Raw genomic sequence first — 26,501 nt, 5'->3', positions numbered from 1 at the left:
ATTACTTATTTTCTTCCAAAGGTTCAACAGTTTTATTTTTTTCTCCGGTGTTCATTAAATTATCATAATTCACATCCTCTCCAATGGTTATTTTTTTGGTTATTTTTTCTTCTCCAGAAGCATCCTCTTTTTTAATATCTTCTGCTTTATGCTCTTCAAAAGGATTATTTTCAAATTGCTTTTCTTCCGTATCTCTAGCATTGTATTTTTCCTCTCTATTTTTTAATTCAAAATCACCAACTAAAGATTCTGACTCGTATTCTACTTTCATAAATTTTGCAGGATGCTCTATAACATCTTCTGTTACACGTTTTTGAAGGCTATCTACCATTCTTTTTTGAGCTTTAATAGCCAATTCTTCTGTAGATTTATCTGCTTTATTATCTTTTTTATACTCTTCTGTTAATATCTTTTTTACAGGAGCAATACTATTTGTATCATCTTGTAAATATGCCTTAGCCGTTAGGTTGTAGTTTTTATTTAGAGCTTTAAATTTTCTTGCCATTTCTTGCTCAACATCTCCCATTTCTTTTTTATTGTAATTGGATGAAGATGGATGGATATTAAACCCATGATTATACCCAGAACCTCCAAACTGGTCTCCAATTATATGTGCATTATCAAAGCCGCTACCTGCCTTTGCGCTGTTATGCTTTCCTCTTCCAACTCCACTTTTTTTACTATTTAAATTTGTACCTATAACTTCTCTAGTTTCTACAGGAACATTACTAAGTTTATCTAAAATTTCATCGAACCTTATTTTAATACTAAAGCTAGGTAATGGTTCTGAACTATCTACATCTTCATGCCCACGTTTAGTTGTATAAGTTACAATATATTCTGTTCCTGTTTCTTCAATTGTTAAATCTTTTGGCAGAAAGTTACTATGATTTGGTTTATACGCTTTAGATTTTCCTTGTTTTAAAAAACCTTCTTCAGCACCTTCACTTTCTATATAAATTTGCGGATAATCACCAAACCCTTTTCCTGTTCTAAACTTATAGCCAGAAGTTCTTTTGTCTAGAATATAAACTTGCTTTCCACCAACTTTATAAATATCTAACTTTAAGGCTGCAATAAACTTATCTAATGGTTCTCCATTCTCATCTACAACTTTTTTATCTAAATATGTATCTAACCATCCTACGTTTTTTGTGCTTTCATCTCCTTTAGCACTGCCATCTACTTTTGTTGTATTTGGAGCAATTTTTATATTAAAATCTACGTCGTTATCTTGTTGATCTTTTTCTAAGGCTGAAAATGTGATTTCTAAATTTATACCCTTTTTTAATTGAGGTTGGTACTTGTTTTCCAGTTTTTTAGCTTCTTCTTGCTTCCTTTTATAAAACTGAATAAAATCTTCTCCTTTTACGGCATCTTCACTCAGGCTTATTTTTATTTTATTCGCAATTTTAACGTGCTCTTTCTTATCTGCTTCTGTTATTTCTACTGAAGTTTCCTCCTTATTTTTATCTTTAATTTTATCTGCACTACCAGTATCTTCAGTAGTTACTTTTTTCATTTTCCCTTTCTCCGTCTCACTCTTATCTCCTATATCAATAAAATAATCCCATGTTTCTTTTCCATCTATTACTTTGGCACTTTCTACCACCGGATGCGCTTTTAACCAAGCTACAAGCATTTCTTGTGCACCACTTTTATCCATAGTACCAATTTCTCCGGCTGTAGCTTTTTCTCTGGTTCTTAAATCTGTCATGGCATTGTAAAGCAATAACAAACGTTCTGCTTCACTCATTAATGGAATCTTTAATAAATGTTTACCATTGTCTTCTTTTGCATGTTTTACAAAAACTGAAACACTACCATCTTCCTTATTTTTAAGCTGAATTTTATCCAATCCATATTTTTTCTTTATATTTTTAGCTTTAGCATCTACAACTCCGTAAGTTGGTTTGGGTTTTGCTTTTTCTAATTTAGACATTTCATCTAAAGCACGCATGTACTTTTGTTCATCTGGTAGCTTTTTAAGATCTTCTTTTTTCTTGCTATTTTCTGGCAATCCTTTTCCTTCACCTGTAACTGTAGGATCTTTTTCTTGCTCACCTCCTGGTTCACCTGTCCATTCTCCTGCCGGTGAAGCATCTGCTTTACCGTGTTTCTTTGGTGGTGGATCTGCCATAACATCTGCAGTAAACTTATCCGGATCAAATTCTACAGGAGAAAAGGCCAATTCTGGCGCTTCACCAGACCCCACTAACCAATCCATATCTGCACCAATGCCCATACTATCGCCAATTGGGTATTGTACTTCTCCTAGCGGAAATTCTTCTCTTCCGTCTGGCGCTGGAGACCACCACGGACTGTCCAATTCATAAAATAATGCGCCTGACAATTGTAAAAATAATTGAGCAGCAGCCTCAAAATGTCCTTTTAGTCTAGATTCTCCTACTTTTCCACCTTGTGGAGATGCACTTTCTTCATATTGAAATGTTGGAGTAGCTTCTGCATACGCCCGTAATCCTGCGGCAGCAGTTACATTTACACCTGCTTTTAAATCATGACCTAATAAAGTAACCCCAACACCTGCTTCCGCTTCTAACCCTAAAATAGCAAAGGCGTTAATACCCAATGTACCTGTAATACTAAATTGTTGTAAAACACTTGGGTCTGTAGAATAAGTGCCTGTAAAACCAATATCTTTAAGAACTAATGGACCAAAACCTGCATTTACAAACATGCCAATACCCGCAAATAAAAATACTTGACCAACTAACGGAATACCGTAACCTGCTCTAATTTCTACACTAAAAATATCTACTTTTTTACCACGTTGCTCCATGAGTTCTATCTCATCCGGAACTACTATTTCTCCAACAATGGTTACATGTCCTTCGCTATCTATACCAATTTTTGCTGTTCCTTCTAACCAAGAGGTTATTGTGGCTTGCACTTCTCCCCAACCAGCAAGCACCTGATTTCCTTTTGTTTTTGGTACAGCTTCTGCTGGTGTAGCAGGTACTTCTGCTTCCATGGTTTCAACTCCCAAAGCAGCATTCATCATTTGTCTAGACTTTACAGCATCCGTTACCAGTAAGGTAATTTCTCCTGAAAATTTTTCAGAATTCATTTTTCCTGTACCTTGAATGGTTACTGCTCCTTTGTCATATTCTATGCTAAGATTTGCATTTATATTCGCAATATCAGCCCCTATATTGGCTTTCCCACTTAATTTACCATCTTCTCCTCTAGCTAAATTGAATTCTCCTGAAGCCAATCCTGCAACTTCTACCGTAGAAGATAAATCAAATGTAAATGATGAGTCGGTTATTCCCATACTTCCAGATGCTTCTATATAACCATCTATTCCTGCACTAAGATTATTTGCTTTAAAATTAAGTCCGCCATTTTCGAATTTATTCTCTAAACCTTCTGCAACCTCAATAGGACTTAACCCTAAAAAACTCATGGCTTCTAAATTCTCATTAATTCCTTTTATAATTCCTAAAGCGTTTGGTACTACAACTGTTTCTTTTCTTATGCTTAAAAAACCATTGGTTTTTTGTTCATCACCAAATTTATTTAAAACCAATACAGGGTAAACTCCTGCTCCTCTTAAAGGGTCCAAAAATTGCATTCCTTGAACGTCTAAATAGTTATTATTTTTGGTACTATTTAATTCAAATTTTTGATTTTCTCCTTCTTTTGGTCTACCCGATTTTTTTATTTTAATCGTTCCAGAGAACTGATTTCCAATTTTAACTTTAATATCAAACTTCTTTTCCTTTGGATTTTCTTCTAAATAAGTAATCCAATCTTGCGATAAACTTAATCCGTTAGTAATATCTATAATAGTAGCTGGCACACCAACTTCTGCAGGCACATTGGCTTCTGCTTTTTGCACATTGTTGTTTGATGGTGATGCTCCTTGCTGAACCGTATGGGTTAACTCATGTGCTAATAAATGTTTTCCAGAATCGCTTTCCGGATTGTATTTTCCTTCATTAAAATAAATGTCGTTTCCATTGGTAAATGCTTGTGAACCCAGTTCTTGATTCATTTGTACCGCCTTATTATCATTATGAACACGAACACCTCCAAAATCAGAACCAAAACCAGATTCCATTTCATTTTTAACGCCTGTATCTAATGAAGTACCTCCGCCTTTAGAATTGTTTAAAGTACCTTCTACTCCCGAAGTATCATCTGCACCTGCTACCGAGTTTGTTTGCAAAACTTCCTCTTCTTCCTTGGTTTGAATTTCTTCTTCTTCCTTTGCTTGTACATCCTCTTCTACTTGTTTTTGAATGTAGGGATTCGCTTTTAATTGTACACCCGGAGTAATGGTTTCTACAACTGGTTTTTGTTGAATTTCATTTTCCGAATCTTGCTTCTGTACATCTTCTTCAGTTTGCTTTTGAATGGTTGGACTTGGTGCTAAAAAAGTACTGGTAGGTTCTTTACTTTTGGCAACAACAGTATCGGCTGCTTTGTCTGCTTCAAGTTCATATTTGTCTCCTGATTTTCCAACATTTAATTTTGGTTGAATAAAATCAGTCTCGTTACTACCAAATATGGATGTATTTGGTTTTGACGATTTTGTATTGGATTTTGGAGCAAACATATATTTTATTGATTGTTTTTGTGACTAGCTATAATGATACTTTTTTTGTTACTTTACCGTAACAATTAGTACGAACACCAATTGTTAAAAAACGCTAATTCCCTTCACTTTTACTGGCTTCTAAAGCATTACTTTTAGAAGTATTTGGTTGGTATTTCTTAGTAAAATAATTGATTGTATTTGTTGTGCTCTTTGTAGTTGAAATACTTTTTAACCTTTGGTTAATTTTAGCCGTATCTTGCAACGATATTTTATTACTTTTTAAATCTTCTTGTAAGGTTGCTATTTTTTTATAATCTTTTAAAATATTTATTCTTTCGTCACTACTATTTTTATCCTTTGCTGATGGTATCTCTTTTTCTTTAACTATTGTACTTTCTTTTGCTAATGCTTTGTCTGCATAAACAATTGCTTTTTTTGGCTTATCCAATAATAAATATGCCTCACTTATTTCGGCAATATCTTTTGGGCTATGAACTCTATCAGCAACTTTTAGAATTAATTTTTCCATTTTTACTTTAGCCGTAGAATCATTTGGGTTTTCTCTAATTTTTTCTTTGTAAAAACTTAAATCACCTAACGCACTATTGAATTGAAATTCTTTAATACTCGGATATCCAATCATGATAATTGGTAGCATAAAGAACAATAATAATCTTTTAATTTCTTCTCTTTTTACAACGTAGTAAATTAAGGCTCCGCTTAAAATTATAAACAAGAATACCCCTAAAAATAATAGTACAATTTCATGTAAATGAAGATTTTCTAGTAGTCCTTTCATAATTTCTAATGGTTTTAAAGTTGGTTAACAACCTATTTTTTTATTAAACATATTTTACAATTACCGCTGTTAATCCTTTTACAGAATGATAATTTAGTTGTTTTAATTTTGAAAAATCAGCAACATGCAAACAACCATGAGAAGCTTCATTTAACAACCCTCCATGAACAGCTTGAGCTCCTTTATAAAAAATAGCAAAATGCATGTTCGCTTTCTCTGGCTTTTGATTATATCTTGAATTTTTAGGGTTTGGTGTATACGGCTCACTATAATCGCTACTCATATAACCGGGTCCTTCAATTCTGTGAACCAAATGATTTGCTTCTGAAGACATGTGCTCTGTAGACCCTGCCGTTACTGGAAAAGTAATATCAGATAATTTATGTTTATTGTCGAAATACTTTGCTACCAAACTACCTTTATACGTGTCTACACCATTGCTATCTTTTACTGTTTTTTTATTTAAATTCACATATATTTTATGAATCCAAGGCTTTGTTATCTTATCCGTTTTAGGATTAAAGCTATCTTCCTTTAAAGAACTTGAATTTCCCACTCCAAAATTAGTAGCTCCAGAACCTCTATAAGTTTGCACCATGCCAGTTTGCTGAATGGTATGCGTTAACTCATGTGCTAATAAATGACTGCCTTCTGTAGAATTTGGGTTGTATTTTCCTTTGTTAAAATACACATCATTACCATGTGTAAAAGCCTGCGCTCCTATATCTTCATTCAACTGAACAGCATCGCTATCTGTATGGATATTTACGGCACTAAAATCTGCGCCAAAACCTTGTTCCATTTTAGCGCGGGTATTTCCATCCATTTTTTTGCCACCACTTCCATTTTTTAATTTTTGCTCTATGTTTGGTTTCTGTTGTTTTCTAGAATTAATTTTCGCTTGTACAACCTCCTCTTCTTCTTTTGCTTGCACTGCTTCTTCCTCTTCCATCATTTGCACAGACTCCTCCTCTTCTTTACTCTGAACGGCTTCTTCCTCCTCCATCATTTGTACTGATTCTTCTTCTTTTGCTTGTACGGCTTCTTCCTCTTCCATCATTTGTACTGATTCCTCTTCTTCTTTAGTTTGCACTGCCTCTTCTTCTTCCTTTTTTTGAAGTTTTGCTTGTGCATTTTCATCTTCTGAAGTTGCCATTTTTTGAAGCAACGGCGTTACGGAAGCTGCCAAGGGTTTTGCCTGTAAATCTTCATCTCCTTCTTTTTTTTGAATCGTTGCTTCGTTTCCTTTATTCTTTACTACTTGATCTGCCATTTTATCGGCTTCTACTTCATATTTGTCACCAGGTTTACCAACATTCAATTTTGTTTGAATTGCTGGTTTTAAGAACATTCCATTTTCTTTAGCTTGTATTGCTTTGGGTTTTTTATAAAGTCTTCTCATCGAATTAGGTTTTTAAATTACCAATCGGTAATTATAAGTTTAGAAATCCATGGTAATTTGCACATACCAATTGTCCAAGGAATTTTATCTAACAAAATATCATGCACTTTCCTTTCTACCACAATTTTAGGGTTCACTTCTTTAAAACTAATTTTACCGGAACGTTGTAAAAATTCGTACCGCAACAAATCTGGTGATGCATTGTTTAAACTTCCCCAATTTGTAATTACTGCCTTTAAAAGGTCTTCCGTTTTTTCTTTTAATTCCTCTGAAATTTCTACATTTCTATTAATAGATTTATGAATAGAAACTCCGCATAAAAATTTTTCGAACACCATCTTATTTTCATATTGTTTTTCTTCTTTGGTTGCCAAATAATGCAATAAATGAATTGCCAATTCCGGATTTTTAATTGTAGCATCTTCACGTAACAAATTGCAGTTTTCAAAAAATAGTTTTAAAAATGGATGCACTAAAATAAGTCCTGCATTTTCTACGTAGAATTCTCCTTTTTCTTCTGGGAAAACAGCTTCTTCCATCAATGTAGGTTCTACAATTTCTTCTGTAGTTTCTTTTACATTCAGAAGATCTGATTTTGCCTTTAAAGCAGTTTTACCTTCTTCACTTTCTGCATGTGCTGTTGTTTTTAAAACTTTATCTACAGGTTCTTTTTCCTTATTTTTATTTTCCAATTTCGATAAAAAATTGTCCTTATTTTTTAGTGCTTTTTCTCCTTGAAAATCTATGTCTTTTTTTTGTAATCCTACCTCATCTTTAGAATGTTTTTCACCCCTTTTACGTTTGTTTACGTTTTCTTTATTTTTAGAATCAATAAAACTTGCGTCTTTTTTCTGTTTATTTTGCTCGTTTACTATTACTTTAGTTTCTTTATTTGGATGATGATGCAAACTTTTGTTTGCAATTTTTCTAGTTGAAAAAACGCTTTCAATTTCGGTTTTAAGTTCTTCTAAAATTGAATTGTTTGTAATAGACATATTAAATTCTCTACTTAGTAACTGTACTATTTCCATCAACTTATCTGTCCTTTTTCCCTGCTCTTTTCTTGTCTTTTCAAATTGAATTAACGCAACCAATTCTTCAAAAAAAACAGCGCTCTTTTTATTTAAAAAATAATCTAGATATAACTTCCAAATCGACTTTCTTACAGTAGGAGTTAAATCAATAAATTTTTCGACAATGGCCTTTTGTAAAATTGAAATTTTTACGTTTTCTATCTTAAAAGTACTTTCTAAAAGTGTTTTAATCTCCTTATCTAAAAACTGATTTATCAATCGATTTTGAACACTTTCTTTGGTTATTTTATCTCTAAAGATTTTTATAAAACTTGGAGAAACAAAAAATTCTTGCAACCTTTTTTCTTGTAAAAAAGACATTTCTTTAGAGGCATTCCACCAAGGTGGAATTCCTTTTTCTAAGAAGTAAATAAGTGCTCTTTCTTCACTTTTATCAACTTGTAAAAACCGTATGTTTTCGTTATCCTTTTCTGATGATTTAATAACTCTTTTCAGTTCTTTTATGGCTTGTTTTTTCAGATCTTCTTTTAACGCTCTAAAATTATGATCACTAGTACTATTTACATCAATATTTAATTTTGAAATTTGAATTGTTTGTCCTTGAAACTCCGATTCTAAAGATTCAAAATATTGTTCTAAACTAGGAAAAACTTCTTCCTTCAAAAACACATTAATAAAATCTTTTATTTGAAATGCCACCTCTTTATTTTTGGTAGTTACATCTACAATTACTTTTTCTATGATATGTGGTTGAACATTTGCCATTATTCAATAACTGGAATTAATGATTCTTTAATACCTTTTTGAATGTACTCTATAACTTGAGCATCTTCTGAATAGGCTTTTAAGTATGCTTTTAAATCGTTTTCTAAATCAAAAACCAACTGATTCTTTTTAAATTTACCAAAAGACAACTTCATTTGTTCTATTATATTTAAAATCAAATCCGTATCTTTTTCTAAAACTTCATGTGGCTGACAATGAAGAATATTAAAAATTAATTTAGTTTGAGCTATATAACTTTTTGACAATTCGCCAAACACATGGGTTTTTTCTTTATTGCCTGGCATTTCATCCGCAGTTAAAGAAAACAACCTCATTATTGCAGGTAGTATTTCATTATTTTTAGACCCTTCAAAGACCTCATTTGCCGCAACTACAGTTTTATCATAAATAGCCATTGTTGGTAGAATAATATTATCCATAATATCTTGTGAAACATCTATATTGTCTGATAATTTAGTACGATCTTTTATAATACTATTTCTTACTTCATCAATACAAGTTGTCTCGTTTTCTTCGGAAAGTGTTATGGTTTGTTCAAATGGTATTTCTTGCATACAAGTGGCAATTGCCACTAATGAAACTTTAATGACCTCTGAATCAAAAGAAGTTAATTTTCTCTCAATAACTTCCTTTACGTCTCTTGTTTTTGTTTCGGTACCATCTATATTCCATAAATAAGCCTCTGCCAAATCAGATGTATTGGTTAAGATTAAAGTTTTTCCTTCAATTTTATAAGTAAAACTTGCCGTTACTATTGTACCAATTGTAATTACTGCAGTGGTACTAAAACCGTCTATAGTAAAACGAATTCTTTGATCAAAAGCTCTAAACTCTTCTGGTAAAATAAATAATTGATCTGCATCAATTTTTAGTCCTTCAATTCCATTTCCAACTATTTCAATTTTACCTCCCGTTGGATTTATATTTGTAAATGGTACGTTAATTGGACTGGTTAATTGGGGATCTAAACAATAATTTTTTTGAATATCTAATGATGCATCAATAGGTTTTTCAAAAGTAATATCTGCAATCGGAATTTGCTTTTCACACAAACCATTGGTTATTGTTAAGGTTGGTTTTATGGTATTTGAATTATTAAAAGGCAACTCATATTCTTGCGCTATTTCTCCATTTTTATCTGGTCTTTGACCAGAAACATTTCCTTTTCCAAAATCCCAAGCATAGGTTATATTGGGTATTATTTCTGAAACTTTATAAGTAACTGTTGCTATAGTTTTTGCTTCATTGTAGGTAATTTCTCTGGTTACAGATAGTGATACATCTGCATATACGGTTACATTACATTCTGTTTCTTGATCGTCTAAGGTGAACTCAATTACCTTTCCATACAAACTATCATCTGTTAATCTTGCATCAAAAATATCAGCTCCTTTTTCATTTTTTGTCAATCCACTTTCAATTCCTTCAGAGACATTTGCTTTAATTTCTAGATTATTATCAGATTTTACAAATACCATTGGTTCAAATTCTTCACTGTCTTTTAAACAAACATAAGGTGAAGGCAATCTTAAAAAAACAGGTTCTTTTGGAATAATAAAGTTGATGGGCGAACAATCTGACTTAAACATAAATGGCAAACAAAAATCTGCCACAACTTTATTTTTGGTATTGGTACCGCTTACAATTGTTGCGTTTTCTTCAAAGTAAATCTTCTGATTTTTACCAACAATACTCGGGTTGTAAAATTGAATATAATTTGTATATTTTTTAATTGATTGACCACTAATTACTATAATTAATTTCTTTCCATCCGCTTTAGCCACTACAGATTTTTCACCAACCAACGTCCAAATATTATTTAAAAAACTAGCAAGATTAGAAACCGTTTCGGCAATATCTTTTCCAATAAAAACAACTTCATTTACTGGGTTTTGCGTATATTTTGTTACTCTATGTAAAAAAGCAAATTTTGTACTTATTCTACTATTCCATAACTGTATAACTCCTTCATCTCCATCCAAACCATCATCATCTATATTGGGTTGTTCTAGAAAATCTAATTCTAGCATAACATCTTCGTATACTTCTTGGTCTTTTTCATCTTCAGAAAGATAGACCATCACAAAAGTTCCGCCAGGTTTTACACCTGCTTTGTGTTCTAATCCTGGGTGATTTTTCACAAATTCAGACAATTGAATTTGCATCAAAATTTCTTGCTTTCTTTTATCAATTTCTGTTAATAATAGTTCTAATTTTTTACCAGAACAACAAACTGTAGAAAGTTGATTTATTAACAAACCAACAATTTGTTTAGAACCTTCTTCTATTTCTTTAGATTGATAATTAGCTTGTAACTCTTTTACGTAGACACACAATTCTTTAATTGTTAATTGATAATTAGATAAAGTAATATTATCTATTTGTAAAATAGTAGACGGAATTTTGTTATCTAAAAGATACGTGTGTACTAAAATTTGCGGAACTTCTCTAAAAACAAAGTCTGTAAGTTCTGCATCTGCTGCCCAGGATTCTTCTTTTTTTATAGCGGAAGTACTTTGGTCAAAATAGGCCAAAATATCATGAGCAGAGCCCTTTTTATTTTCTTGAAATGCTGCTTCTAAAAGTTGTCCTATGGTGTCTTTTTCTTTTGTTAACCCTTCTTCAACTATATTTTTTCTTAGTAAATCTTTTTGATTTACAATTACTTTATCGCTAACAGTTGTTAACCTTTCTTTACTAGTAACTGTACTTTCTATTTTAGCACTTGTTTTTGATGTTGCATCAACCATTTCTGTTAAAGAAGAAGCTTTTCTAAACTTATTTTCGTAACCTTTAGCCACTGCTACAACATTAACACCTGCATTTACTGTACTAAATCCAGACAAAAAAGAACTTATTTCTGTAAGTATACAATTTTGCTCTGCTTTCCATGCGCTTAATAACACACTTAAATCTTCGAATTGACATTTGTATTTATTAATGTCAATTTCTCCTTTACTTGTATTTATAGAAAGAGCTTTTACATCAAAACTAAGCCCTTTTTCTTCTCTTATTTTAAAAATACTTTCTAAAGCATCTCTATACATTTTACCTTGATGCCCTTCTATTCTATAAAAATTAAAACCATCTAAATTATAATCTAATGGACTTTGAATAGAGAGCGCCTTTGCTAAATTTTCTTTGTGATAACTAAGGTTATACTTTTCTTTTAAATTGCTTGTTTTTAGAAAGCTCCATTGTGTTAAAAAAGACTCGTTTACATTATAATAGAACGGAATTGCTCTGTCTTGTAATTTTGTATAAATTTTAGAAGGTGTAATTTCTATGGTTTCTCCTTTGTTAGCTGTACGATAGTTAAATGCCAATACTTTAACTCTTTGTAATAAACTAATAACTTTTAAATAATTCTCATCTTCATGCCCAATAATTGGTGATTTATAAAATTGATGTCTATAACTTAAATAGGCTTCTTTTTCTTTAATTTTTCCTAATAATAAATGCTTTGGAAACGCTCCAATATTCGGGCAACAATCTACATTCAAATGCAATAACAGTTCTTTAATTTCATTATAAGTATCTATAATATCTTTTAAAACATCATATCTATATTGAAAATCAAAAGGCACTAAATTAGACGAGAAATTAAAAATATTATTAATTCTTGGTGTAACTGAAGTTATTTTAAATTTAGCATAGATGCTGTTTAAACCTGCAACCAAATTTTTTAACGTATCATTATTTTTTATTTCTTTGTAATAACTCTCTTTTAGCTTTTTATACGTTTCTGTATTTTTAGAACTTAATACAATTCTTTTAGCTTGTACTTCTGGTAAATTCTGATAGATTTCAAACCAATTATGTTGGTTATAAATGGCATCTTTGCTTACCAGATATTTTGCATCGTCTAAAGAAACTAATAACACTTTTAGGTTGGCTACTTGCACTAATCCTTGATTGTCACAACTTTGACTGGAACATAAATCTGCTTGTTTAGAATAACTTTCTAAGTACAACAAAACCACCATTTCTTCTATATTAGAAAAATCTTCTATTCTTTTTAAAGTACCGTTTTCATCCTGATTTTCAGATAATTCCCACAGCGAAATTTGATTTTCTTCATCACCAATAAAATGAGCGTAATTGGCATTGTTATCTGTATATTTTTTATAATAACCGTAAGATTTAGAAAGAAAATCTATCGTTTTTAAAGTTTCATTATCTCTACCTTCTATTACGGGTAATTCTTTTTGCAACAACAACAAATCTCCATCTGTGGTAACACCTCTTCCTTGAGAAATATTTAATCGATATTCACTAAGAAATTCTCCTTCTAGTTGCACTTTTACTTTTGTGTAACTTAGGTTAAATCCACATGCAATTCCCACACCACTTAAACTAGTTCTAGACAAACGATTTTGATCATCGAAATAATCTAAAAAGTTATTTAACTGCGTTTCTGTTAAAACTTGATTTTTATCAAACTTGCTGTATTGAGTAGAAATCTCCTCTAGTTTTATATTGTTGTTTAATTTAGTGTCCATTGCTGTTTGGTTTTTACTGTGTTCCTAAATTTGTTTGGCCTAATATGATTCTTCCTTCTAAATCATCACTTTCATCTGCACAATCAATCAATTGACCAAAAGGATAAATAGTGTTTAACTTAGACATTGCATCTATTAAATTTTTATGTTCATTATGTTTTTTGGGTTGTTTTTGCCCCAAATTTGTTTTTGCTAGTAAATAAGTTTTGTAGGCTTCCTCAAAACACCATAAATCATTCTCTTCATCTTTTACTGCTTTTCTACGATTTCCTACCCAACAAATTTTTGGTAATATGTGTGCCGGAAGTTCTTCTTTTATTATATTTTCTATGTAATTTCTAAAGTCTGCATTTATAAAACGATAGGTATATCCTGGTAAAATAATACTCACTTTATAAGAATACGGATCTACATCACAATCAGCACAACCATCTGCACAAATGGGCATAAACCCCACTTTATCTTCTAAATTATTGGTAACATCTGGTCTTAACAAAATGTGCTCAACCATAAACATTCCTTCTTCCGAAAATTTATATTTCATAAATGAAATAAGATGTAACAAACCTTTTTTTAATGCATTTAAACTGCTATAATATTTATATTGTTTGGCAATAACATAATCTGTGTGATATGTTGCTTTTGATGGATCTATGATATGAAATGAGTATTTTCCTGAAGCTGTTTTATGAATAACTATATTCTCTATTACATGATAATCTAAAATCTCTTTTTTAAAAGCTTCTGCTATTTTTTCTTCGGATGTTTGAATAATCTGCATCACAGAAAAATAGAGTTCTTTAGAGGCTTTTGAGATAGAACTATAATCTGTAGTTGCAGACAAAACAATGTTTTTATCGGCATCTTTTATACGCCATCTGTACTTTTTAGCTATTGGTGCAGCATCAGACGATGACTCTAAAACAGCATCTGTGTCTGAATCTGGAATTATCTCATTTTCCAAAGTATAAATCTGAATATAAGAAGTTGTTAAGTTTCTTCTTGAATAATCTTTAATTCCCACTAAACGAGCAACTCGTTTCTGAAATCCTGCAATATTATTGGTATTCCAAAGGGCTTTTTTATCTTGATTGTAATAATTAAAAGCATTTCCCCTATCGGAACTAATGGCCATATAATCTTTTAAGAAAGCTTCTTTATTGGCTAAAATAATTTCATCAGAAGCAGTTCCGTAAAGTGTTTTCATCAGAAAAGCATAATCTCCAAATTTCTCTGCAAAACGCGCTAATAAATGGTCTAAAATTTCATTTCTACGTACAATATTATTATCAAACTTGTCAAATAACAAATCGGTTAATTTATCAGCATCATTAGCAGGATAACCATTTACCAAATCTTCAAAACCTTTAACTCCGGTAATTGCTTGGGCAAAATAAGTTTTGGTTTCCGCTCCGCTGATAGATAAAAGGTCTTTTACTTTTGATAAATGCTGAAAATAATTTGCCAATATTTTATCAAAAAACAACAAGTAAGATTTTAACTGTTTTGCTTGCGCTTTACGCTCTGTAGTTGCTCTGCCACTTACTCCTTCTTGACCGATTCCATACGTATCCGGAAAATCATTTTGAATACTAGCATAGGTATTGGTTTCTGAAAAAGTGCCATACGGAAAATCTAATTTCTTGTCTTCTTTTGCTTTTGTTTTTTGCTCTAAAGCCGCTTCTTCTAATGCTTTTTTAAATTGTTCTACCGCTGCTTTATTAATATTTACAGGCAAAACTCCTTTGTTATAATTAAACGTACTTTTATTACAAAGTGTTGGTTTTTTATCGCCTTTAATACAAATTATCCAATCGTTCTCAAGTGGTTCTGAGCTGCCACAATTACCAATAGAAATATCTTGAATAAGCTTTACGCCCTTAATATTCATGATAATTTTCATCAAATCAGATAAACGCACTTCTTTTCTAAGACCAGAAGCTTTTAATTCTTCTGTCTCTATAAAACCATTGTCTAAAAGTGGTCCGTCAAATATTTCATCTGGCGAATATCCTTTGGCTAACATTTCTTTCACTCCATAAAATTTTGGAAACGGAGAAAAATACTTTTCTATTTCAAACAATACATTGGCGTGTATTTCTTCTTCATTGGCTTCTTTTTCTACTTCAATACTAGCACATACAGAAATTGGTTTTATACCTATTCTTTTTATGTTTACTAAATCTTCACAGAGGTTTCTGTTTTCATGGTATTTTACTCTAATTTTTTCTTTTATCTCTTCAATCTTTTTTAGTTTTTCTTTTGCTGTCAGTACTTCATCACAAGAATCAAACTCCACCAAAAGAGTATACAAACCTTTCAAATTAAAATCATTTCTATACGTACTATCTAAATGATTAAAAGCATTTGAATCATAAGACAATTCATTTTCTAAACAGTTTACGTGTACTTTTTTCTGATAGATATTTAACCAGCAATTTCTTACGCCTTCTATGTCTATAAACAGTTTTCTATAATCTAATTCTGTTACTGGCTTGCTTGGAAATACTTCTGAAGCTTTGTAAAACTGACTATGAATATTATTGTTTACATTCTTAGAAGTTAATAAATTTTCTATAGGAGTTTCAATTCTATTTCCTAAATCTGTGATAGCATACGCAAGCATTTCCATGATAGTAACTCCCGGATCGTGCTCGTTAAAATCCGTCCATAAATCACCACCTAACTCCTCTATATATTCTATTCCTAATCCTTTTAAGAAATAGAAATCTAAGTCGTTTTTAGTTGCGACATCTTTGGGTAAAGCGATATGTTTTTCTAAGCCTGACATATATTTATTTCTTCTGTTAATGATTCTCCACAAGCCGTTAAATTAGTGTCTATGGAATGCTTTTTCTCTGAAACCAATATAGATTTAGGACTTGAAGGTGTAATATTGGTTTCTGCTTTAGTACTCCCTTCTTTTCTCATTGTTACATTTTGCAAAAAATCTACATAGTCTAACTTTTCTAAATAATCTATTAATACACTTCTATGTAAGGTAATGCCAAAGGCAATTTCTTTGGTTTTATCATACGCCCAAGGCGATAAAAACTTGATAATATCTTCGTCTAATTTCTTTGCATAAAAACTTTTATCTAAGCCTTTATAAAATTGCACTTGCAAGGTTATTTTTACTTTTTCATAATTAGGGTTGATAACTTTGGCAGTTACATGTTTAGAGTTTAATTGATTAATAAACGCTTCTACTTTATTTAAAACTCCTGTACTTACTCTAGGCTCAAAAATGTCAAACACATTTTTATTTACAGTGTCCGGAATTACAACTATGGTTACTTCTCCTGCGGCTAAAAAACTTTTATCGGAAGTGTGATTTAAACATTTCACTTTATAAATTTCTGTAAATTCTTGTAGTATTAAATGCTCATAATCCCATAAAGTAATGGCCCTATTTTTATGTCTTAACCGCTCACTTATTCTTCTGTAAAAGTTAAGATCAGATTCTTCTGCTTTTCCATTAAAAGAAACATAAGGCTGTTGCAGCCCTTTTACTTGCGGAATTCTAGTAATCAATTTTTTAATGGTTTCTGCTGGCAATCCTTCTGCCAAATGAGAAAGCTCATTCGAATCATTTTCAAACGTTGCTTCAACGGCTTGTGCATGTATATGAATAACTTTACAAACTGCATCGTAACTTTTGTGCATTCTTGCACGTAGCCAAATTCTATTTTCTGGCAACAAGGTGTTGTCTTTTGTTGCTTCCGCAGGAATACTAATTTTTATAATTCCTGATGATAAAAAATTACCTGTATTATTAGCAATGATATATTCTTTTAAATCTTTCCATTTTCCATTGCATAAAACAGCCCAGTCTACAGCTTCATTTTCTTGAAATGATGGCACTAAAGGATTTTCACTTCCTTCTAAAACTTGTATTAATAAAGAAACTGTTTCAGAAGCCTCTGCATCTTCTAAACCAATAAATAAACTTCCTCCTTTGCAATACTTTGGCAACAAATGAGTTTCTATATTTTTTGTATCGTTTTTGCCATTAATTCCTCTTTTTCTTTTTATAATTTCAAGGTAATTATGTTCTTCTTCTTGCCCAAAAGGATGTTCTTGAAACAATTTAATTCTGTTAGAGCTATAAGCTGCTTCATTATTTTCTGGTAAAATATCCGAATTATCTTTCAGAGAAAACACTTGAGATTTTATGTTGATACTCTCCGAAGCCACATAATTTAAGGAGATGTTTTCCGCTAATGGCGTATAAGGTTCATTTGGTATTGGAGGGTTTGTGGTCGATGTTAATGCAAGTGCATAAATTCTTGGATACAATTGATGTAAAAAAGACTGATGTAAAGACAGTCTTAAAGGACCAGATTTTTCTATGTTGTATTCTGTATTTAAAAACTGAATATTACTTTCAAAATCATTTTCTAATCCTTTAGAAAATAATATTTGATCATCTGGTTTAATATCCCAAGCTGCTTTGTGGTACACTGCTTTTTCCGCTGTAAAATCTTCATCACTTTCAATAATTAATTGAGAAGAATTTATCGTTTTCATTTGTTCTTCAAAAACACTTTTCTGGGTAGCTTTTCTTTGCGTTTGCAAATATGCCGAATACCATTCTTTGAAATCATCTGGCGTATTTTTCCATTTTAAATTGATGTCAATACTATTCCAATTCTTAGAAAATGCTTCAGGATAATTAATGTAAAAATTAGATTTTTTAACAGGTTGTGTCGTAAAAGGGTAAAATGGTTTTGCTGATTTTAAAACGCCAAAATCATTTTCAAGCAACACATTTTTAACATCTTTTACATCTACTTTTACGGTTATGTTTTCAACCACTTTTTGTGTTATTGCTCTGTAAAAAGTATGACCTTCTGCTTTGCTTACATCAACCATAAAACGAACTACAGGAAAATTGGTGTTGTATTTTTTTAATAAAAACTCTTGGTTGTAATTTACCAATGCGTCTGTATCTCTATCTAACTGAAACACTAATTTTAGTTGTGTATTTGTTAGCTTTTCAGTTATCATTTTTTCTTCTGCCGCTATTTTCTCTTGAGCTTTTTCCACTTCTTTATCTGCTATCTCAACTTCAGTATTAATGTCTATAGAAACTGAGGCTTCTAGTACCTCCTCTTCAATAATCATTTCTAGTGGTCCAATCCAACCTTCATCTCCACTACCATAAATAGTAATAATATCTTGTAAAACTTCTGGCGTAAATTCTTCTAAAACGGTTGCTAAATCAGGATCTGACGTAAAACCTATTGTAATGGCTACTTTGCGCAATCCTTCTTTTAAATTAAGCATCGGAGAAGATATGGCAAACCCTATTTCTGCATTTTCTAAAGTATTGTATTTTGTTTCTGCAGATGTATATCCGAAAGGATACCAATACGGGTTTTCTTCTAACAGCGGTAATTCTAATCCATCTAAAGTATTGGCAACACTGCTAGCTCTTAACTCTTGCGGATTGGATACAATCTGTTTTGGGTCTGTAAATTTTGCGCCATTGTACACCGTTTTTAAATCGGATACTTTGGCTTTATTCACAATTAATTCTTCTGTAGTCTTATAAATTCTTTGATTTCCTTCTGCATCTTTTTGAGCATTTAAAGCTGTACCTGTTACAATTTGCTCTTCACTACTTTTTCTTGCCAACTCAAATAACACATGTACTTGATCTGGAGTTGCAGCTAATTTATCTACTTGTAAAATGCTTTTATAATAAAAATCTAAATGTCTTTTAGTTATTGTATTAAATCGTTCTTTAGAAAACTCAAGTAATTGTAAAAAACAAATGAATAATGTTAAGTGAGGTGTTAAATTATGTGCCTCTTTATAGTTTGTTAAAACTTCTGTAATGTTATTTTTTAATTCTTCATATTCTACAGTAGAACGATCTGGAATCGCAGTATTTTCTAAATCAAAATCATGAAAAAAAGCTTCCCAATCACCCGAAGGTTTTTTATCATCATTTGTAGAAAAGTAATTAACATTCTTTGCAAAATTATAAGCAAATAAAATCCAATCTTCCACAGAAAAATCTTGCAATTTAAAGTTTGTTGGGTCTAAGGCTTCAACAAAACGTTGTGCCTGACCTGTACCACTCCTCTTTAATATTTTATCTATAATATTGCTCATTACTTTACTTAATTAATGTCTGTTCCTTCTTCTCTATAAAATGGGAATACCATGTTTCTTCTAGAGTTTGTTGCTCTAATTCTATATGCGATCTCAATCATTAATTTTCCTTCTAAAGGTTCCGTTTCTGAGATATCAATTTTTAGTACATCAATTCTAGGTTCATGATATAAAATGGCTGTTTTTATTAATTCTACCACATAAGTAATTAATGTTCTGTCTAAACTTTCAAACAACAATTCTTCTAGATTACATCCAAAATCGGGTAACATTACGCGTTCACCTAATTTTGTTGTCAGTAAAACATGTAAACTGCTTTTAATGTCTTCTTCATCAGAAATCATTTTTACTTGTTTCTGCTCAACATCAAACTCAGGTGGAAATGCCCAACCGGTTCCTAAAAAAGATGCTTTATTTTTCATGTTTTTTATGTTTATTTTTTTTCCTCGAATTTTTATTTCAATAGGTATTTCATACTTTCTAACCTATTAAGACTGTTGGTTCTCCTGCTACAATAGTTCCGCCATGCGCTGTGGAATCTCCCATTCTTGCTGCTGGCATTCCGCCAATTAAAACTGTAGTAGATCCTAAAACAATTGAATCTGGTGGCCCAACGCACGTTGCCATATCTCCTACTCTTGCTGCTGGCATTCCGCCAATTAAAACGGTAGGTTCTCCTGCAGGTAATATAGGTCCGCCTACATGAGGCACGGGTCCTGTTGTCATCGGACAAACATGCATATCTGTTATTCTTGCTGCTGGTGCTCCCATTTTTAATTTATTTGAACTAATGAACCTTTTAAAACTGCAATTGCACTGGTAGAAACCTCTGCTCCTGCAGAACCTTCTGCCTTAAACTCTGCACTTGCTGCTATACTTACATTTGTACCTTCTATACTAACATCTCCAGATGCCTTTAACTCTATATTGCCCGCACTTTCCATCACTATTCCGTTACTATCTATGGTAATCACATTAGAGTTGTCATCTTCTATTACGATGGTTCCTGCATCTTCATCTAACGAAATCAATTTTCCTGCTGGTGTAGAAATGTTTATCGATTTTTTATCATCATCAAACATAATTCTCATATCACTTCTGGTAATAAATCCTTTTTCATGATTATCATCAGTGGCAGTAATGGGTGCTGGTTTTGCACTGCTATGCAACATTCCTAAAACAATGGCATCATTGGGGTCTTCATTAATAAAACCAACAATAACCTCATCTTCTATTTCTGGTCTAAAAAACGCACCTCTGCTATCACCTGCGTCCAAAGAAGCTACTCTACACCAAATTCCTTGTTCTTTATTATCTATGATTGGTATTTGAACCAATATGCGATCTTCTCCATCCGGATCTTCTTCTAATTGAGAAACAATGCCTATTTGCAAACCACTAATGGCTGGTAATAATCCAGAAGCAGGTTGCGCATTAATTGCATTTGTTTCTGAAAACCATTCTGGATTTAAACCAAATTGTGCACTCACTGTCCAATTTCCATCGAATATTTCATGAACAACTCCAGTAACATAAACCTTACCATTAAAACGATCTCCGACACCTTCTAATTTTAAAATGGTATTTGGTTTTACAGCCGGAATTCCTTGAAACTTGACTCTTCCTCTGACTTTTGCTAATTGTTGAAATAACCATTTTGCATCTGCCCATTCCTGTAATTCTTCATCGGTTACAGCACCACCATGTTTTAATTCTAGATTTTCTAAACCAATAATTTCTTCTAAATCACTTACAGAAATATTTCCGTTTAATGAAACCGAAGGATTTTTTGCTTCAATTTCTAACAATTCTTGATCGGAATGATTCCATGCATAAGACGATACTTTTTTTACTTGATGTCTCGCATCAATTTCTGCATCAAATTCTAATAAGGTTGCTCCATAACTAATGGTTTCTATTTCTTGTTGATCAATATTTGGCTTTGCAACGGTGATTTCTCCATCATCAACAAAACACAATTTTCCGTTGGCTTGGGCTCTTAAAACCATAAAATCCCAATCGGTTGCATTGTATTGAACGAGTTCTAAATGCTCATGCGATGTTGCTTCTACCTCTTTTGATAAACCTTGATTTGAAATTAATTCTTCAATAATATCACTGTCTTTACTTTCGTAGAAATATTTGCTTTTTCTACCAATAGACATTTTTACGGCTTCATCTTTACATTCTATGATTAGTTGCGTACTGTTTTCTCTAATTTTAATAGTATGTTTAATAACAATGCCTTTAAAAATAGTTTCTTCATCTGAATGATACCCTGCAGTAATTTCTATTTTCTTACCGGGAATTAAAAAATCTTCATTGCTTAAATTAAATTCTCTTTTGGCGGCTTCACCATCAATTAAAACCAATTTTGCAATCGGAATTTTATTTACTTCTTTTAGTACAGAAATACTTTTTACTCCATATATTTTAGACAATTCTTGTCCGTCTATTAATACTTTAAAAGTAATTAGATCTGCACTTTTTGAGGTATTTATAACGCCGCTATTGTTCATTTAGGATTGCTTTTTAATTGGTGGAAAAAAAATTTCTTGTCCTGCTTTTAAACTTCTAAAATTCATTAAATTGTTGGCTTTTGCAACTTCTAAATAATACTTAGAATCTCCATAAATACGATGTGTCATTAAAGGCAAAGTATCTCCGTCTTCTACCACTCTGTAATGGGTTAAATCTGGCGATTGATTATTCTCTTTTGCGGCTCTTTTTTCAGCTTCTATAGAAGAGATAAACTTTACTTTTGCAATGGCTCTTATTGGTGTACCGTCTGGTTTAAAAAGCTTGTATTCAATAGCTAGTTCTGTTAAGATTCCTTTGAATAATAAAGCGCCCCAACTGATAATTAAATAATTAGGTTTATGTTCATCTCCATTATAGTCAAATACGGCTTTCTGAAAATCTTCTAGGTCTTTTATAATACCTTGTCCTTGATCTTTGTACACTTTATCATCACTACTTCCCTCTGGGTCATCACCATAATGAATGAGTACTCCTGTTCTATCAAAAAGAAATTCTAAATCTAAATCTGAAGGCAAGGAACGTGTAAACTTTGGGGCAGCAGCACTACTTCCGGCTCCTTCCTCTTTTTTATATTCCGTTTTAAAAGACTGCGAGTATTTCTCTGGATTTAAAAGCGCTGTGTATTTCAGATCTTTTAACTCCGTTTCAAACTTTTCGTCTTTAAAACAACGAATTACCAGTTTTTGTAATTTTCCTTCGTTCATTATTATTTATCGTTCTTTTTGTCTTTCAAGAATTTCCATAACCCCTTCTATACAAGCATTAATAATTGCTTCAGATCCTTTATTAGTTGCTGTTTTATCTGATGTTGAATTTCCAGAACTTGCACCTTCATCAACATTAATTTTAATGTACATTTCTTTAATTTCTATGGGCATTTCTTATAGTATTTTAAAATAATTATAAGCTATTTCTAGTGTTTCTATAACCAGCTTGTTTTCTTCGGCATTAAAATCACCTACACTCCATTTTACCGGATATGCATGTGCAATGTTCCATGTTTGTATAGGTGTTGCACTGCTTTCACCATCTTTTACTAATAAACTTACTGAAATATCTATGGGCTTAAATGTAAAGTCTTCTAATGCCTCTCTACACCAAGTAATAACACCAGAATCTATGAGCATTCCTCGTTTTAAAACTAAATTCGGAAACTTAGTTCTTACAGGTATTTTATGTTTAAACCTATTTTCTCCACCTTCCGCAATCTCCTCGGTTTCTAAGTCTATGGATAAACCAGAAACCGATTGAAATTGATGGTCATTTTTTTTTGTTTCAATTCCTAAAAATTCAACTTTAAAATGAAACCCTACAGGTGGAATATAATCTGCCATTATTGTAATATTAATTTCTCAATTACAAAAACTGCTGTTTCCATAGCTATCTCGTTTCCATCTGCTTTTAGGTCTGTAGATTGTACTTTGGTGATGTATGCATTGCTGCCCACCCAAGTTACCGCAGGTTCTCTTTTTTCATCTAATAAACTAATGGTTAAATCGCCTCTATATTGCTCTTCTCCTTCTTGAAAATAAACTGTTTTTGCCCATTGCGTATAAAACTCTTTACTTTTATTAACAAAGGTTCCTCGTTTTACAGTAATGTCTCCGTATTTAAACATTCCTGGTTGTTTTGATTTGTGAAATTCGCTGTCTGCGCCTGCTCTGTACTCTATTTTTTCATTCTCAAAATCTAATCCTGAGACTTCTGTACAATTAAATTCGGCATCTCCAAAAGTAACTTTGAAGCTAAACTTTGGTAATGGATATATTGTTGCCATAACGTATATGATTTTTAAATTTTATTAAACTGATTGATTATGCTTCTTGCATTTTATGAGAGAATTTTAAGATGATAAATTCGGCTGGTCTTACAACTGCCATTCCAATTTCTACAATCATATTTCCTTCTAAAATATCTTGCGCTGTCATGGTTTCTCCTAAACCAATATTTACATAAAAAGCTTTTTCTGGTGTTGGTCCTGCCAATGCTCCGGCTCTCCATTGCGCTGTTAAAAAGTTATTAATCATTGCTTTTACACGAACCCAAGTATTTTTATCATTTGGTTCAAAAACAAATTGTTCTGTAGCTTTTTTAATAGATTCTTCTGCCATATTAAAGAAACGTCTTACAGAAACATAACGCCATTCGTTGTCATTTCCTGCCAAGGTTCTTGCTCCCCAAACCAATACTCCTTTTCCTGTAAAAGATCTAATTGCATTGATTGATTTTCCAGCTACAGTATCTACATTTAAATCTCTTTGTTCTTCATGAGAAATCTGTAATGAAGGCTTAATCACATAGTTTAAACTTACATTGGCTGGTGCTTTCCAAACACCTCTACCAGCATCTACACGTGCATAAACTCCTGCCATTGCAGAAGATGGTGGTAATACCATTGGCATTGCATTAATTTCAGACTTAATAATATTGTAAGCCGCATTGTCTATAGACGCTACTTCTGCAAGTGTTTTTGTATTTAATATAGGCGTAGTTGCTGCCGTTATTGCGGTAGTAATAGCCGTAACTATTGTTGCTATTAAAGTACCAATTGTTTGTATGGTAGCAACTGTTGTAGCTGCTGTTGCTACGGTTGCAGTCATTTCTGTTTTCACAGCAGTTCCGTTAGCTGCTCCAGCCAAACTAGCAAGATTTGCTTCTAATGTAGTTTTTAAGGTTAATAAATCTTCTGCATTTTCTGTTAAGGCTGTGTTTAAAGCTGCTGCTTCAGCACTTGTTGCAGCATCATTTCCTGCCGTTACTGCTGGTGTAGCACCTGCAATAACTGCAGCCAAAGCATCTATAATTTCTTGTGTTTTATTTACGGCCGTAGCTTGTTCTGCTAATGCATTGGTTGCATCACCTCCTTGAATGCCGGTATTAATAGTTCCTAATTCTGTAATTAGAGTTCCAGCATCAGTTTCTAATGTACCAATAGCAGTTGCTGCACCTTGTGCAGTTGTTAAAGAACTAGCTAAAGCTGCATCTGCTTGTTTTGTATGGGTAATAATTACTTTAGTAGCATCATAATGATAATCTAAAATGGTTTCTAAAAAAGGATAATAAGCTGCCCCATATTTTATAAAATCTTTATCATTAGAAATTTTATTTCTTAAATCATCAACCGGAGTTTCGTTTTCTGCATCATCAGTTTCTGTATCTATTATGGTAAAACGATCTTGTAATTCGTTACACTGTGTTAAAGCATCATTATACAGTCCATAAAAATCATCTACATTGCCTAAGTTTGTAGCATCCGGAAACAATAACAAAGTTGGCTCATCTTCTTTTCTAATTTTTGTTAATCCATCACTTAACTTTGTTTTGGCAACGGTGCCTGTAAGGTAATCTGCCACGGAAACAATATAACAAGGTCCTCCGCCATTTGCAAAGTATAATTGTAGAGAATAAAACATTAAATAAGGTTTTGCGGCACTTGGTTTATTTACCAAGTAACTTCTCTCTACATTACCATCTACAATGGTATCTGCAATAGTTACTGCAATAGAATCTTCTTTTAATGCTGAACCAAAATAGGTTTCGTACTCTAATAGAGATGTTATTCTCGTTGGTACTAGCGTTAAGTCATCTCCGTTCTTTTTTTCTGCTTTTTCCGTGTACCCTATAAAGGCAGGAATTGCTGTTTCTACTTGAGCTACAGAAGGCGGAAATTTCACAATTTCCTCTACATAAACCCCAGGTGTTTTGTAAGCTGTCATAATTTTAGTATTTAGTTTTATATGAATATTTCAGAATAATCTACATTATCCTGGTTTGTGATACTCTCAATTGTCGGATTAGGGAATTGGTAATCTTTGTCTGGTTCTGGTGTTAAATCCGAAGGGGTTTCAAGGTCTGGAGGTTTTCCTATAATTTCTGTAAATCCGTTTTTAGACAACCATTTTTCTTCTTTGGTTATAAATATCTTTTCATCTATTGCACTAAAAAAACGCCATTTGGTTTTACGGTTGATAAAACTAATTGTGAAAACTGGATGTGATTCTTCAACAAATTGCTCATCGTTTATATAAGTAAGTAAATTTTCTTCTACATTATCTCCTTTAATAGTGAGTCTCACATAACCTAATATATGCTGCTGCTTTTGTAGTTGAATAGCTTTGTGAAGTATCTCTGTTATTTTTTCATCTTTTTTTGGTTGATTATTTTCTAATGCCTTGTCTTCATTCACTAATTGAATAGCATTTGAAATTGAAAATTGAGTACTAGGTAGAAAAAAATCATCTTCTGCAGCAATCTCTTGTATAAGATTTCTTGTTGCAATTTCATCCAAAGAAAATTTAGCATTTATGGCACCGCCATTATTCTCAAAAATATTCTCAAAATCAACTTGATTCTCAGGAACTACATTGGTAAATAAGTACATCTCATTTTCTGAGAGACTAGACATGTTTGTGTAATTCTGAAAATAGGCGTCTGTAAACTGTAAAGCAAACGTAAACGTGATGTGATCTTCAAAAGGGATAATTGGTTTGTTCTCTTTTGTATTGACCAAAACTCTAAATCCACTTGTGCTTTTCTTAAAAATTACTTTATAATTCTTACATATTTTTTGTGTAGCACTAGTTGGCTTAATTGTTAAATAATCTGATAAACTATAGACACTTAAGGCTAATTTTTTATCCTCTTCTGTCATCTCATCATCTCCAACATCAATGGGCAAAAATTTCTCATTCCCTTTGTCTAGGAAGTATCCGTGGTGAATGTTAATATTGAATAATGATTTATAATACAT

At 32.1% G+C, this 26,501-nt stretch carries 16 protein-coding genes; all 16 read right to left on the bottom strand.

The genetic code is table 11. From position 1 onward, the window contains the following. Nucleotide 1: 1 nt before the first annotated feature. The 16 genes from ACSHW5_RS10610 to ACSHW5_RS10535 all read right to left on the bottom strand — a co-directional run bounded on the left by ACSHW5_RS10610 (nt 2) and on the right by ACSHW5_RS10535 (nt 26,501). Entirely contained in the window at nt 2-4,582 is a 4,581-nt protein-coding gene (locus ACSHW5_RS10610) for an eCIS core domain-containing protein (RefSeq protein ID WP_435676108.1), read from the bottom strand. 94 nt (nt 4,583-4,676) lie between these two features. Continuing rightward, the gene (locus ACSHW5_RS10605) at nt 4,677-5,363 is read right to left on the bottom strand and encodes a hypothetical protein (protein ID WP_435676107.1); all 687 of its coding nucleotides are present in this window, start codon (nt 5,361-5,363) and stop codon (nt 4,677-4,679) included. Between the two features lie 43 nt (nt 5,364-5,406). Then, nucleotides 5,407-6,765 (bottom strand): eCIS core domain-containing protein, encoded by a 1,359-nt coding sequence (locus tag ACSHW5_RS10600; RefSeq protein ID WP_435676106.1) that lies wholly within the window; start codon nt 6,763-6,765, stop codon nt 5,407-5,409. A gap of 17 nt (nt 6,766-6,782) precedes the next feature. Next, nucleotides 6,783-8,564 (bottom strand): contractile injection system tape measure protein, encoded by a 1,782-nt coding sequence (locus ACSHW5_RS10595; protein WP_435676105.1) that lies wholly within the window; start codon nt 8,562-8,564, stop codon nt 6,783-6,785. Continuing rightward, nucleotides 8,564-13,087, bottom strand: a complete 4,524-nt coding sequence (locus ACSHW5_RS10590) for a hypothetical protein (RefSeq protein WP_435676104.1) — start codon at nt 13,085-13,087, stop codon at nt 8,564-8,566. The genes ACSHW5_RS10595 and ACSHW5_RS10590 overlap by 1 nt, the downstream gene beginning before the upstream one ends. A 13-nt stretch (nt 13,088-13,100) precedes the next feature. After that, on the bottom strand, nt 13,101-15,878 hold the full coding sequence (locus ACSHW5_RS10585; protein WP_435676103.1) for a hypothetical protein: 2,778 nt from the start codon (nt 15,876-15,878) through the stop codon (nt 13,101-13,103). Further along, complete coding sequence (locus tag ACSHW5_RS10580; RefSeq protein WP_435676102.1) at nt 15,866-19,210, bottom strand: baseplate J/gp47 family protein; 3,345 nt, start codon at nt 19,208-19,210, stop codon at nt 15,866-15,868. The genes ACSHW5_RS10585 and ACSHW5_RS10580 overlap by 13 nt, the downstream gene beginning before the upstream one ends. Nucleotides 19,211-19,218: 8 nt before the next feature. After that, the gene (locus tag ACSHW5_RS10575) at nt 19,219-19,632 is read right to left on the bottom strand and encodes a GPW/gp25 family protein (RefSeq protein WP_435676101.1); all 414 of its coding nucleotides are present in this window, start codon (nt 19,630-19,632) and stop codon (nt 19,219-19,221) included. A gap of 58 nt (nt 19,633-19,690) precedes the next feature. Beyond that, entirely contained in the window at nt 19,691-19,981 is a 291-nt protein-coding gene (locus ACSHW5_RS10570) for a PAAR domain-containing protein (RefSeq protein WP_435676100.1), read from the bottom strand. A gap of 2 nt (nt 19,982-19,983) precedes the next feature. Next, nucleotides 19,984-21,729, bottom strand: a complete 1,746-nt coding sequence (gene vgrG, locus ACSHW5_RS10565; protein ID WP_435676099.1) for a type VI secretion system tip protein VgrG — start codon at nt 21,727-21,729, stop codon at nt 19,984-19,986. Further along, on the bottom strand, nt 21,730-22,455 hold the full coding sequence (locus ACSHW5_RS10560; protein WP_435676098.1) for a CIS tube protein: 726 nt from the start codon (nt 22,453-22,455) through the stop codon (nt 21,730-21,732). It abuts the gene before it with no gap. A 6-nt stretch (nt 22,456-22,461) separates the two neighbouring features. Next, nucleotides 22,462-22,629, bottom strand: a complete 168-nt coding sequence (locus tag ACSHW5_RS10555) for a DUF5908 family protein (RefSeq protein WP_435676097.1) — start codon at nt 22,627-22,629, stop codon at nt 22,462-22,464. 3 nt (nt 22,630-22,632) lie between these two features. Then, the gene (locus ACSHW5_RS10550; RefSeq protein WP_435676096.1) at nt 22,633-23,085 is read right to left on the bottom strand and encodes a phage tail protein; all 453 of its coding nucleotides are present in this window, start codon (nt 23,083-23,085) and stop codon (nt 22,633-22,635) included. Then, entirely contained in the window at nt 23,085-23,528 is a 444-nt protein-coding gene (locus ACSHW5_RS10545) for a phage tail protein (RefSeq protein WP_435676095.1), read from the bottom strand. The genes ACSHW5_RS10550 and ACSHW5_RS10545 overlap by 1 nt, the downstream gene beginning before the upstream one ends. A gap of 37 nt (nt 23,529-23,565) precedes the next feature. Beyond that, entirely contained in the window at nt 23,566-25,467 is a 1,902-nt protein-coding gene (locus ACSHW5_RS10540; protein WP_435676094.1) for a phage tail sheath family protein, read from the bottom strand. Nucleotides 25,468-25,484: 17 nt separating this feature from the next. Then, entirely contained in the window at nt 25,485-26,501 is a 1,017-nt protein-coding gene (locus ACSHW5_RS10535; protein WP_435676093.1) for a hypothetical protein, read from the bottom strand.

Source organism: Polaribacter sp. (genome assembly GCF_051251875.1).
In the GTDB taxonomy this organism is placed as follows: Bacteria; Bacteroidota; Bacteroidia; order Flavobacteriales; family Flavobacteriaceae; genus Polaribacter.
The sequence above is the reverse complement of the archived record's forward strand: the minus strand, read 5'-3'. Positions and strand labels throughout refer to the sequence as shown.